General features: G+C 71.5%; 18 protein-coding genes. 11 read left to right on the top strand and 7 right to left on the bottom strand.

The genetic code is table 11. The annotated features are described in order from the left end of the window. Positions 1–23 precede the first annotated feature (23 nt). From DMB66_RS38695 to DMB66_RS38705, 3 genes are all read right to left on the bottom strand, one after another. Positions 24–2,924 (bottom strand): BTAD domain-containing putative transcriptional regulator, encoded by a 2,901-nt coding sequence (locus DMB66_RS38695; RefSeq protein ID WP_125809103.1) that lies wholly within the window; start codon positions 2,922–2,924, stop codon positions 24–26. 7 nt (positions 2,925–2,931) lie between these two features. Beyond that, positions 2,932–4,095 (bottom strand): epoxide hydrolase family protein, encoded by a 1,164-nt coding sequence (locus DMB66_RS38700; RefSeq protein ID WP_125809104.1) that lies wholly within the window; start codon positions 4,093–4,095, stop codon positions 2,932–2,934. 134 nt (positions 4,096–4,229) lie between these two features. Then, a complete protein-coding gene (locus DMB66_RS38705) occupies positions 4,230–4,808 on the bottom strand; it encodes a dihydrofolate reductase family protein (protein WP_125809105.1) in 579 nt (192 codons plus the stop codon). 231 nt (positions 4,809–5,039) lie between these two features. Between DMB66_RS38705 and DMB66_RS38710 the strand changes: the two genes are divergently transcribed. The 5 genes from DMB66_RS38710 (at position 5,040) to DMB66_RS38730 (ending at position 13,532) form a co-directional block, all read left to right on the top strand. Next, positions 5,040–7,244 carry an ATP-dependent RecD-like DNA helicase gene (locus DMB66_RS38710; RefSeq protein ID WP_233625143.1) on the top strand — a complete coding sequence of 735 codons (2,205 nt, stop codon included), beginning with the start codon at positions 5,040–5,042 and terminating at the stop codon, positions 7,242–7,244. A 125-nt stretch (positions 7,245–7,369) separates the two neighbouring features. Then, a complete protein-coding gene (locus DMB66_RS38715; RefSeq protein ID WP_125809107.1) occupies positions 7,370–8,971 on the top strand; it encodes a hypothetical protein in 1,602 nt (533 codons plus the stop codon). Between the two features lie 8 nt (positions 8,972–8,979). After that, entirely contained in the window at positions 8,980–11,424 is a 2,445-nt protein-coding gene (locus DMB66_RS38720) for a TIR domain-containing protein (RefSeq protein ID WP_125809108.1), read from the top strand. Continuing rightward, positions 11,417–13,000 (top strand): hypothetical protein, encoded by a 1,584-nt coding sequence (locus DMB66_RS38725; RefSeq protein ID WP_125809109.1) that lies wholly within the window; start codon positions 11,417–11,419, stop codon positions 12,998–13,000. Before DMB66_RS38720 ends, DMB66_RS38725 begins: the two co-directional genes overlap by 8 nt. Continuing rightward, positions 12,993–13,532 carry a hypothetical protein gene (locus DMB66_RS38730; protein ID WP_125809110.1) on the top strand — a complete coding sequence of 180 codons (540 nt, stop codon included), beginning with the start codon at positions 12,993–12,995 and terminating at the stop codon, positions 13,530–13,532. The genes DMB66_RS38725 and DMB66_RS38730 overlap by 8 nt, the downstream gene beginning before the upstream one ends. A gap of 120 nt (positions 13,533–13,652) precedes the next feature. Here DMB66_RS38730 and DMB66_RS66155 read toward each other — a convergent pair whose 3' ends face one another. After that, the gene (locus DMB66_RS66155) at positions 13,653–13,775 is read right to left on the bottom strand and encodes a hypothetical protein (RefSeq protein ID WP_370320035.1); all 123 of its coding nucleotides are present in this window, start codon (positions 13,773–13,775) and stop codon (positions 13,653–13,655) included. 245 nt (positions 13,776–14,020) lie between these two features. Here DMB66_RS66155 and DMB66_RS38740 point away from each other — a divergent pair, with 245 nt between their 5' ends. Genes DMB66_RS38740 through DMB66_RS38750 form a run of 3 tightly spaced genes read left to right on the top strand, consistent with a single transcriptional unit; the run spans position 14,021 to position 16,307 of the window. Then, on the top strand, positions 14,021–14,410 hold the full coding sequence (locus tag DMB66_RS38740; RefSeq protein ID WP_125809111.1) for a GntR family transcriptional regulator: 390 nt from the start codon (positions 14,021–14,023) through the stop codon (positions 14,408–14,410). Beyond that, entirely contained in the window at positions 14,407–15,288 is an 882-nt protein-coding gene (locus tag DMB66_RS38745; protein ID WP_125809112.1) for an ABC transporter ATP-binding protein, read from the top strand. The genes DMB66_RS38740 and DMB66_RS38745 overlap by 4 nt, the downstream gene beginning before the upstream one ends. Continuing rightward, positions 15,285–16,307 carry an ABC transporter permease subunit gene (locus DMB66_RS38750; protein WP_125809113.1) on the top strand — a complete coding sequence of 341 codons (1,023 nt, stop codon included), beginning with the start codon at positions 15,285–15,287 and terminating at the stop codon, positions 16,305–16,307. Before DMB66_RS38745 ends, DMB66_RS38750 begins: the two co-directional genes overlap by 4 nt. Positions 16,308–16,376: 69 nt before the next feature. Here DMB66_RS38750 and DMB66_RS66160 read toward each other — a convergent pair whose 3' ends face one another. Then, the gene (locus DMB66_RS66160) at positions 16,377–16,466 is read right to left on the bottom strand and encodes an alpha/beta fold hydrolase (protein ID WP_370320038.1); all 90 of its coding nucleotides are present in this window, start codon (positions 16,464–16,466) and stop codon (positions 16,377–16,379) included. A 234-nt stretch (positions 16,467–16,700) separates the two neighbouring features. Here DMB66_RS66160 and DMB66_RS64405 point away from each other — a divergent pair, with 234 nt between their 5' ends. Both DMB66_RS64405 and DMB66_RS38765 read left to right on the top strand, forming a co-directional pair. Then, entirely contained in the window at positions 16,701–18,275 is a 1,575-nt protein-coding gene (locus DMB66_RS64405) for an alpha/beta fold hydrolase (RefSeq protein ID WP_233625144.1), read from the top strand. A gap of 194 nt (positions 18,276–18,469) precedes the next feature. Continuing rightward, positions 18,470–19,519: a Rieske 2Fe-2S domain-containing protein gene (locus DMB66_RS38765; protein ID WP_199752878.1), complete on the top strand. Its 1,050-nt coding sequence runs from the start codon at positions 18,470–18,472 to the stop codon at positions 19,517–19,519. 97 nt (positions 19,520–19,616) lie between these two features. Here the strand turns inward: DMB66_RS38765 and DMB66_RS61660 are convergent, their stop codons facing one another. Further along, complete coding sequence (locus DMB66_RS61660) at positions 19,617–19,763, bottom strand: hypothetical protein (protein ID WP_158647512.1); 147 nt, start codon at positions 19,761–19,763, stop codon at positions 19,617–19,619. A 74-nt stretch (positions 19,764–19,837) separates the two neighbouring features. After that, on the bottom strand, positions 19,838–20,803 hold the full coding sequence (locus DMB66_RS38770) for a helix-turn-helix domain-containing protein (protein WP_125809114.1): 966 nt from the start codon (positions 20,801–20,803) through the stop codon (positions 19,838–19,840). A gap of 154 nt (positions 20,804–20,957) precedes the next feature. Here DMB66_RS38770 and DMB66_RS38775 point away from each other — a divergent pair, with 154 nt between their 5' ends. Next, positions 20,958–21,635, top strand: coding sequence for an alpha/beta fold hydrolase (locus DMB66_RS38775; protein WP_125809115.1), 678 nt, complete (start codon positions 20,958–20,960; stop codon positions 21,633–21,635). The last annotated feature ends 127 nt before the right edge of the window (positions 21,636–21,762 follow it).

A 21,762-nucleotide genomic window follows, 5' to 3' on the forward strand; every position in this document is an offset into this window, starting at 1 on the left:
CGGCGAACTGGGGAGCGCCTCGATCACGAATGGCCGGCCTGCTCGAGGAGGTCCTCGGCCTTGGCCCTCAGCAGCGGGACGGCAGCCATGTCCGATGTGGACAAGAGATCGCGGAGGAGGGCGGTGGCACCGGTGGAGTCACCGTCACTCAGGAGCACCTCGGCAAGCCGTAGGTTGGCGATGAACACCCCTCGGGCATCGCCGGCCTCCACCATGATCCGGAGTCCCTCGCGGGCGTCGGCCGTGGCGGCCGGCAGGTCGCCGTTCGCGCGCTGCAGCCGGCTGTGGTGGATGAGCAGCCAGCCGAAGCCGTGCGCGTCGCTGGCCGCGCTGGTCACCTCCAGCGCCCGCGTGTACGTCGACTCGGCCAGGTCCAGCTTGTCCAGCGTGATCGCGCAGTCCAGGGTGCGCAGCAGCAGGGCGCGCTGGCTGTCGGTGCTCGACAGCGTCCGGGCATGGGCCAGGGCGTCCTCCAGCAGCGACAGTGCCTCGGCCGGGCAACCGCCGAGCAGCAGCGTCTCGGCCTGCGTGCGCAGCGCCAGCACCATGTCGGCCGGATCGCCGGTCGCCAGGGCGATCGCGGTCGCCTCCTCGGCATACCGGTGCGCCGGCCGCCCCTGGAACATCCGGGCGAAGGCGAGCCCGGTGAGGCTGTGCACGAGTTCGTGGCCCAGTCCCAGGCCGCGGAACGCGGTCACTGACTCTTCGAACTCCGTGGCGGCCTCGTCGAGGCTGAGGGAGAGCAGGACGTCTGCCCGGCTGCTCGCCTGCCGGCTGGCGACCCGCTGGTCGCCGGCGGCGCGGGCGGCGTCCCGGACAGCCGCGCGGACCCGGACGATCTGCTCGTACCCGCCCCGGCTGGACAGCGGCGGGATCACCATGTCCGCCAGCAGGGCCGCCTTGTCGTGGCAGCCCAGGCGGCAGGCCTGCGCGATGGCGTACAGGAGCTGGTTCTGCTCGGTGTGCAGCCACGCGCTCGGGTCGGCGGTGAGGCCGGCGATGTCGACCGGCCCGGCCGTGATGCCGTCCGGCAGCGGGTCGGGCAGGAGCCCGTCCTTGCGAACCACCCGCAGGTGCACGCTGTGCGCGAGGACCAGGAACGTGTCCAGCAGTCGCTGGTACGCGGCCCGCACGACCTCCTGGTCCTCGCGGGCGGCCAGCTCGCGGGCGAACAGCGCGACCAGGTCGTGCGGCCGGTACCGCAGCTGGCCGGTCAGGTCGATGCCGACCGGCTCCAGCAGCCCCGCGGCCATGAGCTGCTCGACGGCGCGTTCGCCGTCGCCGCCGTCGGTGAGGGCACCGAGCGTCCAGGCGGCGAAGGACTCGGCCGGCAGCAGACCCATCCGGCGCAGCGCCAGCTGGATGGGGGCGGCCAGCCCGCCGTAGCCGACCGCCAACTCGGAGCGGACCGCCAGGTCGCCCACGGCCAGCTCGTCGAGGCGCCGGTGCTCGTCGTGCAACCGATCCGCCATCGCGCGCAGCCGCACGGTCGGCCTGGGCTGGAGCCGTGCGCCGATGATGCGTACGGCGAGCGGGAGGCCGCCGCACAAGTCCACCAGTTCCTCCGCGACCGGTCGTTCACCCGCGATCCGGTTCGGGTCGAGGATCCGGCTGAGCAGCGAGATACCCTCCACGACCGAGAACGGCTGCAGCCGGTGGCGATCGGCCGCCGGAAGCTCGGCCAGCGACCGCCTGCTGGTGATGAGGACGGCCGAGCCGGCCGTGCCGGGCAGCAGCGGTGCCACCTGCCTGGCGTCGGCGGCGTCGTCGAGCACGATCAGGATCCGGCGGTCGGCCACCCGCGCGCGGAACGCCGCCGCCCGCGCCTCCGCGGAGTGCGGCTGATGGGCCGGGAGCACGCCGAGGGCGTACAGCAGCTCGCTGAGCAGCTCCGAGACCTCCCGCGGCGCCGGGCCGCCCCCGCCCAGGTTGACATAGAGCTGGCCGCCCGGGAACCGGTGCCGCACGTGGTGCGCGACGTGCACGGCGAGCGCGGACTTGCCCACGCCGGCCACCCCGGACACCACGACGATGGGCACCGTGACCCGATCGTCCTCGGCGGCCAGCGAGCGCGCGATCTCCGCCACCTGACCGGTCCGGCCGACGAAGTCGCCGATCGCCGGCGGCAGCTGGCACAACGCGGGCAGGCTCGGTGGCGCGACGTCGCGGGTCTCCTCGTCCACCGCCTCACCGAGCAGGATCGCCTGGTGCACGCCGCGCAGCTCCGGCCCGGGGTCGACGCCCAGCTCGGTGCGCAGCAGCGCCGCGACGTCGCGGTAGACCTCGAGCGCCTCGGCTTGCCGTCCCGACCGGTAGAGCGCGCGCATCAGGTGCGTCCGCAGCCCTTCCCGGAACGGGAACGCTGTGGCGAGCGCCCGCAGTTCTTCGACCACCGCCCGGTGGTGCCCGAGCGCCAGCTCCAGGGCGAACCGGCGCTCGGCCGCCTCGAGGCACCGCTCCTGCAGTTGCGGCACCTCGTCGCGATGCAGTGCCGCCGAATCCACGTCGAACAGGATCGGACCGCGCCAGAGTGCGGTGGCGGCCCGCAACGACTCCAGCGCGGCGGCCCGGTCGCCGCGGTTCAGGCCCACCCGCGCGGTCTCCAGCAGCTCGTCGAATTCCCGCAGGTCGCAGGAATCGGGCAGCTCGATGACGTAGCCGCCAGCGCGGGTATGGACGGCGGCGTCGGTGCCCAGCAAACGGCGCAGCCGTGCGACGTACGTCTGGACCGCCGCTCGCGCGTCAGCGGGTGGATCGTGCTCCCAGAGTCGGTCAACGAGGATGCTCACCGGCACGGCGCGGCCCGCGCGCAGCAGCAATGAGGCGAGGATGATCCGGACCTTGGCCGCGGAGATGGCGACGAGCGCGCCGTCCCGCTGAACCTCCAGATCCCCCAGGATCCGGAAACGGATGACAGCCGCCACTGGGCGGTCAGGCGATCGCGGCGAAGAACTGGCGGATGTCCTCGACGAGCAGGTCGGGTGCGTCGTGCGTGGCCCAGTGCCCGCCGCGGTCGTAGGTGTGCCAGGCGACGATGTTGCGGTGGTCGCGTTCGGCGAACCTGCGTACCGCGTGGAAGTCCGAGGCGAAGGCAGCGAGGCCGATCGGCACCGAGGTGGGATCGGTGGGGCCGGCGGCCTGGGCGGCACGGTGATTCTCGTAGTAGAACCGGGCGGCCGACGCGGCGGTGTTGGTGAACCAGTACAGCGCCGCGTTGGTCAGGATGTCATCGGGGCTGAGCGCGGTGCCGAACAGTTGCCCGCTCCAGGCCAGTTGGCCCGCCGGCGAATCCGCCAGGGCGTGCGCGAGGGTCTGTGGCTGAGCCTGCTGGGACCGGTCGTGGATGGCGTGCTCGGCGAAGGACTGCCCGAAACCTAGCGCCCCCAGGTCCTCGCCGGTGAGGCCGTCGAACTCGCCGGCGTCGCCGCGAGGGAAGGAGAAGATCTGCGTCACGTGCACCCCGATGACGTGCGCCCGGTCCAGCTCGCCGAGCAGCGGCGAGACGATCGCCCCGGCGTCGTTGCCGTGGGCGCCGTAGCGGTCGTAGCCCAGGCGGCGCATCAGTTCGGCCCAGGCGGCCGCGGTCCGGCCGGCGTTCCAGCCGTGCTCGCGGGTGGGTCCGGAGAAGGTGAAGCCGGGCAACGAGGGGATGACCACGTGGAAGGCGGGAGCACCCGGGCGGCCGTGTGCGGCCGGGTCGGTGAGCGGCCCCACCAGCCCCAGGTACTCGATGAAGCTGTTGGGCCACCCGTGCGTCAGGATGAGCGGGACGGCGTCCGGCTGGGCGGAGCGCAGGTGCACGAAGTGGATGCGCTGTCCATCGATGTCGGTGGTGAACTGCGGGTACTCGTTGAGCTTCGCCTCCTGCGCCCGCCAGTCGAACGAGGTATGCCAGTGCTCGACCAGATCCCGGACGTAGGAGACCGGGACGCCGTACTCCCACCCGGGCGGGGCGGGCACGCCGGCGCCGCCGGCGACGACTTCCTTCTCGGGCAGTTCGTCGGCCCAACGGGTACGGACCAGCCGGTGGGCCAGGTCGTCGAGGTCCGCTTGCGGTATCGCGATCCGAAACGGGGTGATGGCGGCATCGTGCATGGTGGGTGCCTCCCGGCCAAGTGCTTGACCTGCGTAAACGCGCGCAGCATATGTGCGCCCACTTTCATTCCGCTGACGACTGGCTTTCACTCTCGCCAGGTCCCGCTTCGAGGGCTTCGAGAAAGCGGGTGCCGTTAGCGGGGAGTGGGGCGATAGACGAGTTCCTGGGTGTGGCCATCGAGCGTCCGGCTCTCGAGCAGCTCGAGGTCGAAGTCGCCCGCGCTCCCGAGAATCGGGCTGGTCCCGGTCCGTCCGGAGATGACGGGGAAGATCGTCACCTGAAGGCGGTCGACCAGGCCGGCGCCCATCAGCGCCCCGTTCAGCGACAGGCTGGCAGGCGAGCGCAGCGGCACGTCCGACTGCTCCTTGAGCCGGGCGACGATGTCCACGGCGTTGCCGCTTACGATGGTCGCGTCCGGCCAGCCCAGGGTGTCCTGCAACGTGGCCGAGATGACCGTCGCCGGCATGCGCATCGTCCGGAGGTTCCACTCGTCGAGCGTGTTGGGGTCGATGCCCGAGGACATGATCTCGGCGGTCTCCCGGAAGGTGGTGGCCCCGAACACCATCCGCTGCTCGGTGTCGAACAGGGCGGCGCGGTGCTCGAGCAGCTCGGGGCCCTGCTTGCCCCAATAGCCGCCCCAGTCGGCGCCCTCGGCGTAGGAGCCGTAGCCGTCGAGGGTGGAGAAGACGTCCCAGGTGTAGAGGGCGGTCATGACAAATCCCTTCCTACTTCGCGGTCATGGTGGGCTTTCACCCCTACCACGAGGGACCCGCCCCGGATCCGACACTCTTCCAGAAGAAATTTCCGCGGAACCCTCGGAAGCCCGCACGGTTACCCCCGCATCCCCAGGACCGCGTTGGTCAAGGGTGTTGCGGTCGTAGGCCGCTCGTCTTGATCGGACCCCTCTCGATGGCCGCGTGAGCGGCGGGGCACGATGGGGTTCGTGTCGGCGAATGTGTCGTCCCGTCCGGCGCCGCACGTGTTGGAGGCGGTGCTGGAGCGGTTGACGTATGTGAATGAGGAAACCGGGTACACGGTGGCCCGGGTGGCGACGGGCCGGGGTTCGGACCTGTTGACGGTGGTGGGTGCGTTGCTGGGGGCGCAGCCGGGGGAGAGCCTGCGGTTGCGGGGCTGGTGGTCGTCGCACGCGCAGTACGGCCGCCAGTTCGAGGTGGTCTCGTACACCACGGTGTTGCCGGCGACGATCCAGGGCATCCGCCGCTACCTGGGCTCCGGGCTGATCAAGGGGATCGGGCCGGTGTTCGCCGAGCGGATCGTCGACCACTTCGGCGAGGACACGTTGCGGGTGATCGAGGAGCAGCCGGGCCGCCTCGTCGAGGTGCCGGGGCTGGGCCCGAAGCGTACGGCGAAGATCACCGCGGCCTGGGTGGAGCAGAAGGCGATCAAGGAGGTGATGGTCTTCCTGCAGGGTGTGGGGGTGTCGACCTCGATCGCCGTGCGGATCTACAAGAAGTACGCCGAGAAGTCGATCGACGTGGTGAAGTCCGAGCCGTACCGGCTGGCCGCGGACGTGTGGGGGATCGGGTTCAAGACGGCCGACACCATCGCCCAGGCCGTGGGCATCCCGCACGACAGCCCCGAACGGGTGAAAGCCGGCCTGCAGTACACCCTGTCGCAGGCCACCGACAACGGCCACTGCTACCTACCTGCCGAGCAGCTGATCGCCGAAGCCACCAAGATCCTCGATGTGCCCGCCGGCCTGGCCGCGCGTTGTCTGGACGATCTGGTCGCCGAGGAGGGCGTCGTCCGGGAGAGATTCCCCGAGGTTGAAGAGCAGGCGGTATATCTGGTCCCGTTCCACCGGGCCGAGATCTCGCTGGCCAACTCGCTGCTGGCGTTGCTGCACGGCCGAGCCGACCGGATGCCGCAGTTCGCCGGCGTGGCCTGGACCAAGGCACTGGCCTGGCTGAAAGCCCGCACCGGCACCGACCTGGCGCCCGAGCAGGAACAGGCGGTCCGGCTCGCGCTGACCTCGAAGGTGGCCGTGCTCACCGGCGGACCCGGCTGCGGCAAGAGTTTCACCGTCCGCTCCATCGTGGAGCTGGCCGCCGCGAAGAAGGCGAAGATCCTGCTGGTCGCCCCGACCGGCCGGGCCGCGAAACGCCTCGCCGAGCTGACCGGCCAACCGGCGGCGACGGTGCACCGGCTGCTGAAGCTGCAGCCCGGCGGCGAGGCCGGCTACGACCGGGACAACCCGCTCGACGTCGACCTGCTGGTCGTGGACGAGGCGTCCATGCTGGACCTGATCTTGGCGAACAAGCTGGTGAAGGCGGTGCCGGCGGGTGCGCACCTGCTGCTGGTCGGCGACGTCGACCAGCTGCCGTCGGTCGGCGCCGGGGAGGTGCTGCGGGACCTGCTCGCCGCCGACAGCGTTCCGCGGGTGCGACTGACCAAGGTGTTCCGGCAGGCCGCCGACTCCGGGGTGGTCAGCAACGCGCACCGGATCAACGCCGGCCGCCCGCCGATCCTCGACGGCATGCGGGACTTCTTCCTGTTCCCGTGCGAGGACACCGAGGCCGCCGCCGAGCTGACCGTCGAGGTCGCCTGCACCCGCATCCCCGCCAAGTTCGGCCTGGACCCGCGCCGTGACATCCAGGTGCTCGCCCCGATGCACCGCGGCGCGGCCGGTGCCGGCGCGCTCAACACGCTGCTGCAGCAGCGGCTGACCCCGTCGCGGGAAGGTGCGCCGGAGCGGCGGGCCGGTGGGCGGGTGTTCCGGGTCGGCGACAAGGTCACCCAGATCCGCAACAACTACGACAAGGGGCAGGCCGGCGTGTTCAACGGCACGGTCGGCGTCGTCACGGCCCTCGACCCCGACGAGCAGACCCTGACCGTACGCACCGACGAGGACGAGCAGATCGACTACGACTTCGACGAGCTCGACGAGCTGGCCCACGCGTACGCGATGACCATCCACCGCTCGCAAGGCTCCGAATACCCCGCGGTGGTCATCCCGTTGACGACGAGCGCGTGGATGATGCTGCAACGCAACCTGCTCTACACCGCCATCACCCGCGCCAAGAAGCTCGTCGTCCTGGTCGGCTCCCGCCGCGCCCTGGCCGCCGCTGTCCGCACCGTCGGCGCCGGCCGCCGCCACACCGCCCTCACCCACCGCCTCGGCACCTGAGCGCACGGAAGGGGCAGCTACCGCCGACGTCTCCCTCAACCGATGGACTCGGGTTGCGGGGCCGGTCACTTCTCACCGCCCGATCGTTGGAGAAAGATGGACACATCGACGGAGGGGAGCCTCGTGTGGATCACCTGACCGCCCTGTTCATGGCCCCGGAAAGCGGCGGCGGCCGGGGCGCCTACCGGCCCGGCGGATTCGATCTGCGGCTCGACGGGGACGTGGCCGACCGGCTGGTCCACCACCACGAGGCACAGCACGTGCTGCTGACGTCGACCACGGCGTGGGGAGTCGCCCTGGTGTTCACCGCCACGCGCCCGGACGGAGCAGGCGACTTCGACACGCTGCTGGCGGAGTGCAAGGGCGTGCACGAGCTGTACGCGACCTATCTGAGCTGTAGCGTCGTCGCGGCCGGGGACCTGGATCCGGCGACAGTGCTGCGGGCGTACCCCGAATACGAGCCGCTGGTCCAGGAGCTCGATGGGCATCTCGCGGCGGTGCCGGGTATGCACCGGCGCAGCCTGGCCGCCACCGCGCTGGCCCGGGCCTGCATGCAGACGCCGATCCTGGAGACGATGACCGACGCTTGGCCCGGGTTTCCCGCGCTGGCCGACCTGCGGCGGATGGATCGGCCCGGCGAGCGGCTCAGCCTCCTGATGCGCGAGCCCCTGTCCGACGAGGTGGTCGCCGCGGCCGACTCCGCCGCCGGGCCGGAGGCGGTCGACGCCGACGAGGGTACGGCGGTGGCCGCGCTCGACGACCGGTTCGACGACGCGTGGGCCCGCTGGGAGGACGCCGTCTTCGACGCGTACGCCGCTCGGCTGGCCGCCGCCGGGGCGACCGTCATACCCGGCAACGAGCATCTCCCAGCCGCCGCCGCGCTGGTGGCCCGGTCGGGCTCGGATCTGTCGGTCGTGGCCGCGCCGGTCGAGGACGAGCGCATGGTGGCCACCGTGCTGCGCCACGCGCGGCTGTGGCTGACGACCCAGCGGCGCCCGGCCCGGGCCATCACCCTGGGCGCCGATGTGGACCTCGACGAGCTCGTCCGCGTGGCCGAGGCAACCACCCGGGTGGCCGGGCGGCCAAACCTGGTGATCGCGGCCCGGCTGCCCGAACGGCTGCTCGGCGCGTACGAGCTGCCGGTCGCCGACCGGGAGCGGCTCGCCGCCCACCAGGGACCGGTGGTGGTGGTCCGGACCGTGGCCGACGACGGCACGGACACCGGGACGGACGCGGTGTGGCTGGTCGGCCTGCCCGAACCCGCCGACCTGGCCGCGCTGGCCGAGGCCTGGGCCACCATCGGTGATCTCACCTGCTGCGTGGCGGCGAGCTGCCTGCGTGACAGTGGCTGGCGGGACCGCTGGCTGCCGGTGCTGGAACGGACCGCGCCGCTGGTGTGGCTGATCGACGTGGGGATCGCGGTGCTCGCCGGGGAGTGGCGCGACCGCACGGTCCACAGTCTCTATCTTGATCTGGGGCCTTCGGGCACGGGCGCGAGCCGGGCCGTGGCGGTCAAGGCGGAGGGCCTCGTGGGCGTCTGGCTGGCAGTGGCCGACGAGGTCGGCGTTCAGATGATCACGGCGCAGGTCGCGGATCAGCTGCCGGCCCTCCAGACCACCGGGGCCGACTGGTCGGAGCTGCTGCCCCCGGTGCGGCTCGCGCTGCTGGACCTGCTGCGCGTCGAGTCGTACGTGGACCTGCGGGCCCTGTCGGATCACCGGGGCTGACGCGGACCATGCCGGGCATCTTTCTCTGCTACCGCGGCATCGACCGCTCCTACGCACCCCTGCTCCTCGATCGCGAGCTCGGCCGCCGCTTCCCCGGACACGTCTTCCAGGCCGCCCGCTCCAACACACCCGGCACCGACATCCCCAAGGCGATTCGCGACTACCTCGAGCAATGCTCGGTGGTCATCGTCGTGATCGACCGGGCCTGGCTGGACGACATCAGCCTGTTGTTCCGCAAGAAGGACTGGATCCGCCAGGAGATCGCACAGGCGTTGAAGCACGACCGCACCATCCTGCCCCTGCTCCTCGACGGTGTGCGGGTTCCCCGCTCGGGCGAGGTGCCGGAGGACATCGCGGCTTTCACCGGCAAGGCGGCCGCCTCGATGACGACTCGGCATCTCGACGCCGACCTGGACCGGCTGGTACACGAGATCGAGAGGCTGGCCCCGGAGATGGTCCTCACCGGGCTGACCGACCTGCGGCCGTCCGCCTGGCGGCGACCTGCCGACCTGCTGCTCCCTGAGTACGAGGCGTTCCCGACCCGAGACCGCCCGGAATCGGGACAGCTGGAGCGGTGGTGCGCCGACCCGGCCGGTCATCCGGTGCGCGTGGTCACCGGGCCGGCGGGCGCGGGCAAGACCCGGCTGATGCGCATCGTGGCCGCTCGGCTGCGGGCGACCGGCTGGGCCGCCGGCCCGCTCGCCGGGCAGCCGGATCCGCGGGCGCTGGCCGGCCTCGGCGCGATCCGGACACCGACACTGCTGGTGATCGACGACGCCGAGTCCCGGACCGGTCTCATCCGCGCGGCACTGCTGGCTATCGTCGGCGCCCGGGAGGTCACGACGAGGCTGGTGCTGGTCGCCCGAGCCGACGGCGAATGGTTCGGCGAGCTGCGGGCCGACCCGGACGACGCGGTGGCGGCGCTGGCCGCCGGCGCCGAGGTCATGGCCCTGGAACAGCTACGGCCACAGGCCGGCGACTACGACATCGCCCTGAAGGCGTTCGCCCCGCGGCTGCCCGCCGAGCTCGATGTCGCGCCCGCGAACCGGCCGGAAGCGGCGACCCTGCTGGAGGTGCAGGCCGCCGCGCTGGCGCAGTTACTGAAAGCCACCCGTCCGGACGAGCCGCCGCTGCGCCGTCTCGCCGAACGGGAGATCCACTACTGGCACCAGACCGCGATGAGCATGGGCCTGGACTGGCTGCGACCGCGCAACGTCAAGGAGATCATCACGGCGGTGACGTTGTTCGGTGCCGACACCGACGCCGAGGCCGACCGACTGCTCGGCAGCACCCGGGCCCTCCAGGGCCGGCCCGTGGACGCCGTCGACACCGTCCGCGAATTGGTCCGCACCCTGCTGCCGGGCCGGGCCGCGCTCAACCCGCTGCGGCCCGAACAACTCGCCGTCGAGATCGTCGCGCCGCACCTGCGCGAGGCCGGGTTGCCGGCCGGGGCCGTTCCCGGGCACTCGGATGCGCAGGCCGAACGGGCGTTCGGCTTCCTCGGCCGGGCGGCCGGCCGCGACCTCGGCCCAGCCATCCGCGCCTATCTCGCGGCCGATCCGGTCCGCCTGCTCACCATCGCCATGACCGCCGTGCGGTCCATCCCCGACCCGGCCGAGCTGGTCGGCGCGATGACGGCGACACTGGACGCGGCACCCGCGGCCGAGCTGGTGGCCGCCCTGCCCCAGCGCAGCGAGGTTCTCGGCCGGTTCGCCGTGGACGTCACCGAACGCGCTCTGGCCGCCGCGACCGACCCGGCGACCGTCGCCCGCCTGTCCCGACTGGCCGCGACCCGGCTCACCTACCTCGGTGAACGCCCCGACCAGGCCCGCGCCTACGCCCGGAGCGCGGTCGCGTTCGAGCACGCCGATCCGGAGGAGCGGGCCGAGTCCTGGGCCGTCCTGGCCCTCACGCTCGGCCCCACTCCGGAGGGTATCGCCGCCGGGGCGCAAGCCATCACCGCCTTCGAGCGGCTGGCCCCGGGTGGGCACCGGCGCGACGGCGCCCTGGCCACGGCGTTGCACAACCAGTCGACCCGGCTGGCGCAATCGCGGAACGTCGTCGCGGCCCTGCCGCTGGCCCGGCGAGCCCACGACCTCACCACCGGCCTGAGCGACGCACGACGCGGCCGGTTTCTGTCCCTGCACGCCGATGGTCAGGACCATCTCGCCACTCTGCTGGCCCGATCCGGTGAGCTGGAGCAGGCCGAGGCGCTGAGCCGCGGGGCGCTGGAGATGCGGCGCACCCTGGCCGAGGCCCGCCCGGACGCGTACACCGGGCAGGTGGCGGCGACGCTGTACAACTTGGCCGTGATCCTGCTCAAGAGCGATCGCGCGGCCGAGGCGGCCGACCTGTTGCGCGAGGCCGAGGCGATCCAGCAGCGACGGTCCGGCCGCGACCGGCACCAGGCCGAGCTGATCCGGCGCCGGCTGGCGGAGCTCGGCGATGGCTGACCACCTCGCCAGGTTGTCCCTGGACGGCACGGCCAGCACCGGCTTCTACACCCCGCACGGCTTCGACGTCACCCTGCACGGCACCGAGCTGCCGGTCGACCACATGGTCTACCTGCACGAGGTGCAGCACTGCGCGCTCAACGACGAGACCGCGTGGGGTACGGCCCTGCACGTGTACGCGCGAATGCCCGGCGCCGGCGCCACGTTCACCGCGCTGCTCGACGCCTGCCGGCTCACCCACGAGGCGTTCGCGACGTACTCCTCGGTGCGGCTCGCCGCCGCCCGGCACGGCGACATCGGCGAGATCCTCACCGCCTACCCGGACTATCGCGGCCCGTACGCCGACGCCGAGCGCCTGGTGTCGGCGGTGAACGGGACCAACCGGCGGCTGCTGGCCCTGAGCGCGCTCGCCCGGGTCTGCATGCAGGGGCCGGTCATCGACGCGATAATGCACGCCGGCTCCCGCGCGTTCACCCTGGCTGACCTGCGGGAACGGGATCGCCCGGACAACCGGTGGGCATGGTTCCTGCACCGGGCGCCGGCCTCGCTCGCCGAGGCCGCACAGGCCGGTGACCGGCGCCTGGCGGCCGACTTCGACGGCGCCGCGTTGAGCAGCGACGGCGGGGACGACCTGCACGCCTCCACCGGCAAGGAGCACGACCAGGCGTGGGACGCGTGGGAGGAGACAGCGTACGAGCACCTGGCCGGGATCCTGGCCGCCACCGGCGCCCGTACCCATGGGATCTTCGACCATCGGCAGCCGACCGCCGACCTGCTCGCCCGGATCACCGAGGAGCACGGCGACCTGGGTTTGCGCGACGCGATGAGCGAGGCCCAGCGGCGTGACGACGCGGCGGTCGCCAGCTCCGTGCTCCAGCAGGTCCGCCACTCGCTGAGCGGGGACCGGCCGTACCCCGCGATGATGTTGCCGCCGATGGACATCGGACCTCTCGTCGGCGACGGCACCGTGGTCGTCCACATCCGCACTGCGGACCGGCTGGCCGCGCTGTTCCGGTGGCCGACCGGAACCCGGCTGCCGTCCGGCCCGGTCGCGGCCGTGCGGGCCTTCGTGGACGCCGACGGCGACGAGATGCTCGGCCACCTGGTCCTGGCAGAGCCGGGCGAGCTTCCCCCGGTGGCCGGCCCGCACCCGGTCGCCGTGTGCGTCAGCGCGGCCTGCCTCGCCGACACCGCCTGGACCGGCCGCTGGCTGAGCGCGCTGCTGGCCCACCCCGTGCTCGTGCTGGTCGACGTCGAGCCGGACCGCTTCGCCCCGGCCTGGGCCCGCGACGAGCGCGACGTCCTCGCCGTCGGCATCGAGGTCCGCGACACCGGCGGCACCCGATCCGCGCTGCTGTGCACACCCGATGGAGGGATGATCTGGTGGCTGACCCTCGGGAATGATGTCACCGTGCGCTTGATGGCCGAATATCTCCGGGGCCTGCTGGGGGCCCGGCTCCGGACGACGGACGAACTCCCCGCCGGGATCCACACCGCCGCGGTCGCCGTCATCACGAGCCTGCTGGCCACCGAGTCGTTCGTCAGCTTCGACGCGCTGGGCGGCCGCGATGGCTGACGATCTCGACGCGATCCTGGCCCACGCCGGCCTCGACGGCACCGAAGTGCGCCGCGAGCAGGCCGGCGCGCTGGCCCGGGCGGTCAGCCGGAAGCCGGAGGAGGAGTTCATCACGACCGTCGTGGCGGCCCCGGGCACCGGCTGGGACGACGGACAGCAACGGCCGCGGGACTACCTGGAGGTGCACACCGGCCGCTGGCACGTCGACCTGCGGGATCCGGCCAATCGTCGTCATCTGGTGCTGGTGACCGTCGCGGCGGTCCTGGTCGACGCGCTGAACCTCACCGAACGCACCGGCTGGGTCCTTCCGGTGCTGCCGGCGGTGGTCGACGTGCTCGCCGTTCGGGCGGTGCCCGGCGGGCTGCACGTCGAGCTGGCCCGGCTCGCGGATCCGCAGGTGCCCACGGAGCTGGCGAAGGTCGTCAACCGTCTGGACTTCGCGGACTTCGTCGCCGCGGTGCACCGGGCCGGGCCGGTCGTGGCCATCCCGGCCGGCGGCACCATCACCTTCTCCGGGTCCGCCACTCGTTGATCCAGTTGGCGGTCGTCCGCATTCATCACCGGGCCGGCCACGCCGAACTGGCGGCGACGGCCGCCACCGGGCCGTCGAGCAGAGTGACCGGGCCGGCCCTGACCTCGAGCAGGCCCGAGCTCACTCCAGCGTCTCCACCAGCGACTCCTCAGCCGTCACCCGAGCGGCGATCTCCGCCAGTTCCCGGGGACGCGCGCTGAGCTCGGCGTCGAGCGACTCCAGCCACAGCTCGCCGTCCAGCACGGGCGTGGCGCCCCTGCTCTCCGCCGTGATCTCGCAGAAGAAGACCAGGCGCTTCGGCCAGCGGTGCGCGTAGCTCAGCTCGTCGAGATGGTGAGCTGCGGCGGGTATTCGGTGGACGTGTAGAGGTTGCCGCCGACCTTGGTACGCGGCGAATTGCCGTGCACGTACGGCATCCGCCGCGCCGGTTGCACCCGGCAACACTGTGCCCCTATTGTACTAGGTAACTAGTGATTAGGGGTGGTGAGGTGATTCAGTTCCACCTGGACACTCGTTCCGGGGTCGCGCCCTACATGCAGATCATTCAGCAGGTTCGGCACGCTCTGCGGCTCGGCGTGCTGAAGGAGAAAGACAAGCTGCCCACCGTCAAGGAGGTAGTGGCCCGGCTCGCGATCAACCCGAACACGGTGTCGAAGGCCTACCGTGAGCTCGAGTATGAGGGGCTGGTCATGGCGCGCCCAGGCCTCGGCACCTTCGTCACGCGGACGCTGGGCGCTGACTCGCTGGCCAAGCACGAGCCGTTGCGCAAGGACCTGGAGCGCTGGCTGTCCGACGCCCGTGAGGCCGGCCTCGACGACGAGAGTCTCGAGGCGCTGATTCTCAGCACGTTTCGGTCGTTTTTGGAGGCCAGAGCATGACTGACGCGCTGACCGCGGAAAATCTCACCAAGAAGTACGGCCGCCGCACCGCGCTCTCCGAGTGCACCCTCTCCGTGCCGGCTGGCCGGGTCGTCGGCCTGGTCGGGCCGAACGGCGCCGGAAAGTCCACGTTGCTGCAGCTGGCCTGCGGGCTGCTCGATCCGACCAAGGGGCGTATCGAGGTTCTGGGCGCGGCGCCGGTGAGCGGCACGCAGCAGGTCGGTTTCGTCGCGCAGGACACCCCGGTCTACGGCGCGCTGACGGTCGCCGAGCACCTGCGGCTCGGCGCCCATCTCAACCCGTCCTGGGACGCCGGCTTCGCCGAGCGGCGCATCGCCCAGGTCGGCCTCGACCTGGCGCAGAAGGCGGGCAAGCTCTCCGGCGGCCAGCGGGCCCAGCTCGCCCTGGCCGTAGCCGCCGCCAAGCGGCCCGAGCTGCTGCTGCTCGACGAACCGGTGGCGGCGCTCGACCCGCTGGCCCGCCGCGCCTTCCTGCAGGGGCTCATGGAGCTCACCGCCGAGCGCGGGATCAGCGTGATCATGTCCTCGCACCTGGTCGCCGACCTGGAACGGGTCTGCGACTACCTGATCGTGCTCGTCGCCTCCCGCGTACGGGTCGCCGGCGAGGTGGACGAGCTGCTCGCCGCCCACCACCGCCTGGTCGGGCCGCGGCGCGACCTCGCCGACCTGGGCGCCGGCCGGTCCGTGGTGGAGCAGAGCCACACCGACGTGCAGTCGACCCTGGTGGTGCGCAGCACAGCGCCGATCGACGACCCCACCTGGCAGGTGGACCGGTTGAATCTGGAGGACATCGTGCTGGCCTACCTGGGCGGGGACGCCGGCCTCGTGCCGGAGCAGGCACTGGAGGGACGCCGATGATCTGGCTCACCTGGCGTCAGTTCCGGACGCAGGCGCTGGCCGTCGCGGCCGTCCTGCTGCTCTTCGTGCTGGCCCTGGCCCTGACCTGGAGCCAGGTGACGAGCCTGGCCCGGGACACCGGCTTCACCGGTTGCCAGGGAGACGCGTGCGACGCCGCCGCCGACACCTTCCTCAACGCGTTGTCGAGCCACACGGCGGGAACGCTCTACTACGCCGGCATAGCTGTGCTGTGGGTGCTGCCGGCTCTGCTGGGGCTCTTCTGGGGCGCGCCCCTGGTGGCCCGGGAGCTGGAGTCCGGGACGTACCGTCTGATCTTCAGCCAGTCCGTCAGCCGGCGCCGGTGGCTGCTGGTCAAGCTGGGGGTCGGCGTGCTCGCCGCCGCGTTGGGCGCGGGCCTGGCGAGCCTGGCGGTGAGCCAGTGGGCGGCTCCGATCGACCAGGCCGGGAGCCGGGTCAGCCCGGTGACCTTCGCGACCCGCGGCATCGTGCCGATCGGCTACGCGGCACTGGCCTTCGTGATCGGCGTCGTCGTGGGGATGGTGTTGCGGCGCACCCTGGCCGCGATGGCGGTGACCCTGCTCGTGGTCGTCGCCGTCCAGGTCGCCGTGCCGCTCGCACTGCTGCCCCTGGTGGCCAAGCCGCAGACGACGGTCATGGCGCTGGATCCGAGCGAGGGCTTCATCTACAGCGTGGATCCCGCGACCAACGAGATGCATCTGGACGCCGGGGCCGACCTGCCGGGCGCCTGGATCCAGGAACGGTCCACGGTGACCTCGACCGGGGCGGAGTTCATGGCCAAGACCGACCCCGCCACGTGTGGCCCGCTGAATCCCGGTAGCCACGGTCCCTCGCCCGAGTGCCGGGAGTGGCTGGCGACGCAGAACCTCAGCGTGAAGCTCACCTACGTGCCCGCCTCCAGCTTCTGGGCCCTGCAGTGGCGTCAGTTCGGCGTGCTGATGGCCCTCACGCTGGGTCTGTCGTGGTTCTCCCTGTGGTGGATCCGGCGCAGGCTGGCCTGATCGCGCAGGTCACGGCGGCGACGATCCGATACCCTGGGCCGTCGCCGCCGTTTCTCGTACGGGCGTTGTTCAGTGCCGGCCGAGGAATTCGACGATCGCGGCGTTGACCTCGTCGGGCCGTTCCAGATAGCCGAGGTGCCCGCAGCGCTCGATCTCCACGAAGTCGCACTCCGGGATGGCCTCGGCGGTCTCGGCCGCGAGGTGCGGTGGCGCGACAGTGTCGTCGGTGAATCCCGCTCCGCGCGCGGGCGCCGTCCTCGCCGCGAGAGCGCTGCGATCGAGCTCTTCAGTCCGCAGGAAGTGGTGATAAAGAGCATCCGCCTAGGTTCTGGGGGAACGACCCAAGAAACCTGCGCAACGTCAAGGTGCTCAACCGGTAGGAGTTATCAAGCAATGAGCAACCTCAGCCCCGGGACCCACAGTTTCACCCTCGACGGCACCCGGCAGGTGTACCACGTCGCCGGCCGCGGTCCGGTGCTGATCGCCCACTCGGGCGGCCCCGGGGTCGACTACTCGTACCTGCGGTCCGACCGGCTCGAGGAGCATTTCACGGTGGTCTACCTCGAGCCGGTCGGGACCGGCGGCTCACGGCCGCTTCCACCGGGCGCGACCTATGTGGACACCTACGTCGATTTCCTGTACGCCGTGGTCGAGCACTTGGACGTGCCGAAGGTGCACGTACTCGGTCACTCGCACGGCGGTGTCGTCGCCCAGCGGTTCGCGCTCCGCTATCCCGAGCGGGTGGCCGGCCTCGCGCTCTACAGCTCGACCCCGGTGACCGACCCGGAATTCTGGGCGGCCGGGCGCGCGGAGGCGGTGGCCTATCCCGAACGCCTCCCCGACGTTCCCGAGGCCGCCGCGGTGACTGCGGCCTTCACCAGCTCGGAGCCGGAGCGCGACGACGAGGAGAAGACCGCCACCATGCGCGCGGTCCTGCCCATCTACTTCGCCGATTTCTGGGGCCGCCGCGCCGAGTTCGAGCCGCTCCAGAAGGGCATCAGGACGTGGCTCGTGCAGTTCGAGTCGAACGTCGTCGACTACCGCGTGGACCTGCCGAAGATCACGGCACGCACGGTGGTGCTCACCGGCAGGCACGACTTCATCTGCGGCCCTCGCTGGGCCGGGATGCTGTCCGAGGGGATCGCCGGCTCCCGGTTGGTGATCCTGGAGAACAGCGGTCACTTCGGGCAGATCGAGGAACCGGAGGCGTTCCTGGAGGCGGTGACCTGGTTGCTGGCCGGGAGTTTCTCCGACGAGGTGCGGGCCACGTTCCGCCGCGGCGACAACGATGCCGTGCTGCGGCTGGCCGGCGCGGAGATCGAGCGGGCCCGCGCCGCGGGCGAGCCGGCCGGCGAGGTCGAGGGGCTCTACGCGACGGCCCGGGTAGCACTCCGCGAGGGTGACCTGGCCCGGGCGGAGGAACTGGCCCAGGAGGCGCTCGACGTGGCGGTGCGCTCCGGTGACCGGCGACTGGAAGAGCGACCGCGGCACGTCCTCGCCGCGGTCGCGCGGATGTCCGGCGACTACGCGGAGGCCCGGTCCCGCTATCTCGCCGGCATCGCGCTGAACGAGGCGCTGGGGCAGCCCGAGATGGTGAACTCCGAGTACCACAACCTCGCCTTCACCGAGCTCAAGCTCGGCCACCTCGACCGCGCCCGGGAGCTGTTCGCGCAGGGCCGCGAGCGGGTGTTCCGCGAGGGCTACCTCTCGTTCGTCCCCTACCTCGGTGTCGCCGCCGCCGCGATGGCATCGGCCGACGGTGACCACGCGAGTGCGGCGCGGATGATTGGCTTCACCGACCGCGCCTACGCCGTCGTCGCCCAGGTTCCCGACCCGGACGACGCCCAGGAACTGCTCCTGGCCAGGACACTTGCCGTCGCGGCCCTGGACGAGGACCGCTTCGCCGCCGAGTATGCGACCGGATCGGCCATGAGCGCGGACGAGGCCTTCAGGCCCGCGGGAGCGTAGCCGCCTGGTTGTCACGAACCGCAGGTGACAATCAAATCCCGCCGAGGGATGCTGGCGCAGCGGGCGCTGGCGGCGGCCGGCGAGCCCGTCGTGGTGGTCCGCGCGGCAGGAGTATCCGGCGACCCTCGGCGATCACTGAGGCCGTACGGCCGGCGGGCGCCCGATACCGTGCGTCATGCCCCTATGATCCCCGAATGATGATCCACCGGCACCGAGATCGGCTGGCCGAACTCCCCCGTGATCCGCGAGCCGACGCCTACCCCATGCCGCCGGTCCCGTACGGGTGGTATGCCGTGCTGCGCGGCCGCGAGCTGCGCCCCGGCCAGGTCGTCAGCCTGCACTATTTCGGTCGCGCGCTGATCGCCTTCCGGGGCGCGGACGGGCGGGCGGCCGTCCGTGACGCCCACTGCCCGCACTACGGCGCCCACCTCGGCGCCGGCGGGAAGATCGTGGACGGAACCGTCGAATGCCCCTTCCACGGATGGCGCTTCGACGCCGACGGAGCCTGCACCCTCGCGCCGTTCGCGGCGCGCACGCCGAAGGTGTCCCTCGGTGGCTTCCCGGTGCGTGAGCACAGCGGCCTCATCTTCGTCCACGTCGGACCGGATGCCTCCGCCTGGGAGGTACCCGAGATCCCGGAGGCGACGTCGCGGGCCTTCGCGAGGCCGATCGACGACGTGTGCCGCGCACGCATCCACATCCAGGAGATGCGCGAGAACATCGTGGACGAGTCGCACTTCCACTTCATCCACGGCCAGAGCGAGCCGCCGGTTCAGGACCTGCGGCCGGACGGCCCGTTCGCCGAGGTCCGCGGTCGTTTCCACCGGCGCGTGCTGGCCTGGGACATCAACAACACCTTCGATGTGTTCATGTACGGGCCGGGCGTAATGGTGGTGCGCGTCGAGGGTCCGGTCCTGTCGCTGACCGCGGTGGCCCTGACCACCCCGGTGGACGAGCGGACCAGCGAGATGCGGATGCTCTACTACATCCGCAAGCCGGCTCGGCTGCCGTTCCTCGCACCGCTGTTCAAGCTGGTGTTTCGCGCGGAGGCGCTCCGCGAGGTCCGCGACGAAGTGCGGATCTGGGACCACAAGGTGCATTTGGCGCGCCCCGTCCTGCTCCCGCACGAGAAGGGCATCAGGGCCCTGCGCCGTTGGTACGCCCAGTTCTATCCGGACGGCGCCGGAGCACTCGAGGACTCGGCAGCGGACAACCGCGACCGGGAGAGCTCCGCGATCAACTGATCCAGGTTCTGTCCAATGCTGTCCAGCCTGAGCGAGCAGCCGGCCGGCGATCGCTCAGAGTCCACCCAGTGAATAGCTAGTTGATCACCTGAGGTAGTCAGGTGTGCCCCGAGGTCCCGCCGACGTGGCGGATGCCGCGGTGCTGGACCTCGTCGCGTTCCGGAAGCCGGTCGAGGTGACCCGCGAGGAACGGCGGCCGGACGTCGCCCTGGACCGCTACGTCGAGGCGTTGCGGCTCTGGCACGGTGCTGCGGTCACCGGTCGGTTCGTCCCTGGTCCGCGCGGCCCGCGTCGACCACGCGGAGCCAGCCGGCGATCTCACCCGCCATCGCCCTTACTGGTCGGGGCACGCAGGTCTCTGGGGCTCACGCCGTACGCGGCCTTGAAAGCCCGGTTGAAACCGCTCAGGTCGTGGAAACCGCAGGCGTGTGCGACCGCCGCGATGGTGTGGTGGGCGAGGCGCGGGTCCATGAGGTCGCGCCGGGCGCGGTCGAGTCGGAGTCCCCTGATGTAGAGCGCCACCGTGTGGTGCTCGGCCTCGAAGAGTTTGTGCAGGTAACGGGTGGAGATGTGGACGGTGGCGGCGATCCTGGCCGGGTCGAGGGTCGGGTCGTCGAGGTGTTGGTGGATGTAGTCCTTGATCCTCGGCAGCAGGGAGCGGTGCCGCGCCCCGCGCACCGCGTCGGTGGCGCCGAGGCGCTGGCCGAGCAGGGTGATGACCAGATCGCTGGCGTGGGCCAGCACCTGCTCGGACTGTTCGGCCGGGAGGTCCTCGCCGTGGCGGGCCAGGTCGAGCAGGAATCGGGACACGACGCCGGTGAGACCGGTTCCGCCGTCGAGGCGGCGGGCGCTGAGGTGCCGCCGCTCGGCCTCGGTCAGCCGGACGGAGTCCGCGGGCAGGGAGAACACCCAGACATCCCAGGCGTCGTCGAAGAGCCAGCGGAAGGGGCGGGTGGTCTCGTATACGGCGCAGTCGCCGGGGCGCAACTCGGCTTCGCGGTCGTCCTGGCTGAGCCGCCCGACGCCGCCGGCGACGAGTGCTACCTGGAAGTAGGCGTTGTCCGCGTCGCCGATGAGTTTCGGCGTGCGGCGGATGTCCTGGCCGGTGGACCGCACCTCGGCGATCATCAGCCGGCCGGCCCAACTCGCCCGGATCGCGCCGGCCACATCGCCGCTGGGCATGGAATGGATCGCCACCGGGGCGAAGGTGTCCGACATGATGTGCCGCCAGTACGCCTCGCGCTCGTTCGGCTCCAGCGCGTCCGTGCTCAAGATCAATGACATGTGTGGCCCCCGGCTCGATCGTCACGCCGTCACCTCGGTGGGTCAAGGCCGGGGTGCACCGTCGTCCGGAAACTGTTCTCTTACCTCCGAGCCCGGGCCGGCCATCGCGGACGACGCTGGCACTCAACGCATCGGCGACGACAAGGAGAGCCTGATGGACGTGGTGCTGGTACACGGTGGATTCGTCGACGGATCCGGCTGGCAGGCGGTGTACGACCTGCTCAAACTGGACGGCTACCGGGTGAGTGTGGTGCAGAACCCGACCCTGTCGCTGGCAGGTGACGCCGCCGCCACCCGCCAGATCATCGATGCGGTGGACGGCCCTGTCGTGCTGGTCGGCCACTCCTACGGCGGCGCGGTGATCACCGAGGCGGGTACCCACGAGAAGGTCGCCGCGCTGGTCTACATAGCGGCGTTCGCGCCCGACCGGGGCGAGTCGGTCAACACGCTCATCGCCGACCCGCCGCCGGGGGCCCCGGTGCCGCCGATCCTGCCGCCCCGGGACGGATTCCTGTTTCTGGACAGGGAGAAGTTCGCCGCCTCGTTCGCCGGCGACCTGCCCGCGGAACAGGCCGCCTTCATGGCCGACTCGCAGGTCCCGTGGGGCGTGGACGCCCTGGGTGGCGCGATCACCGAGCCTGCCTGGCGAATCAAGCCCAGCTGGTATCTGGTCGCCACGGACGACCGCATGATCCCCCCGCCGGCCCAGCGGGCGATGTCCGAGCGCGCCGGCTCGACGGTGGTCGAGTCCGCGGGGAGTCACGCCGTGTATCTTTCGCAGCCAGGCGCGGTAGCGGCCGTCATCCACGAGGCGGCAACCGCGCTGAAGTGACCACGTCGTCCCCGACGCCGAACCCATCATGCGCCGAGCGATCTCAGCGGATACGACTCCCGCTTCCCCCAAGGCTTGACGCCACCCGGGTCTGAGCGCATCAGCCGAAAGGCGGAACCCACACCCG

It is taken from the genome of Actinoplanes sp. ATCC 53533, from assembly GCF_003947245.1.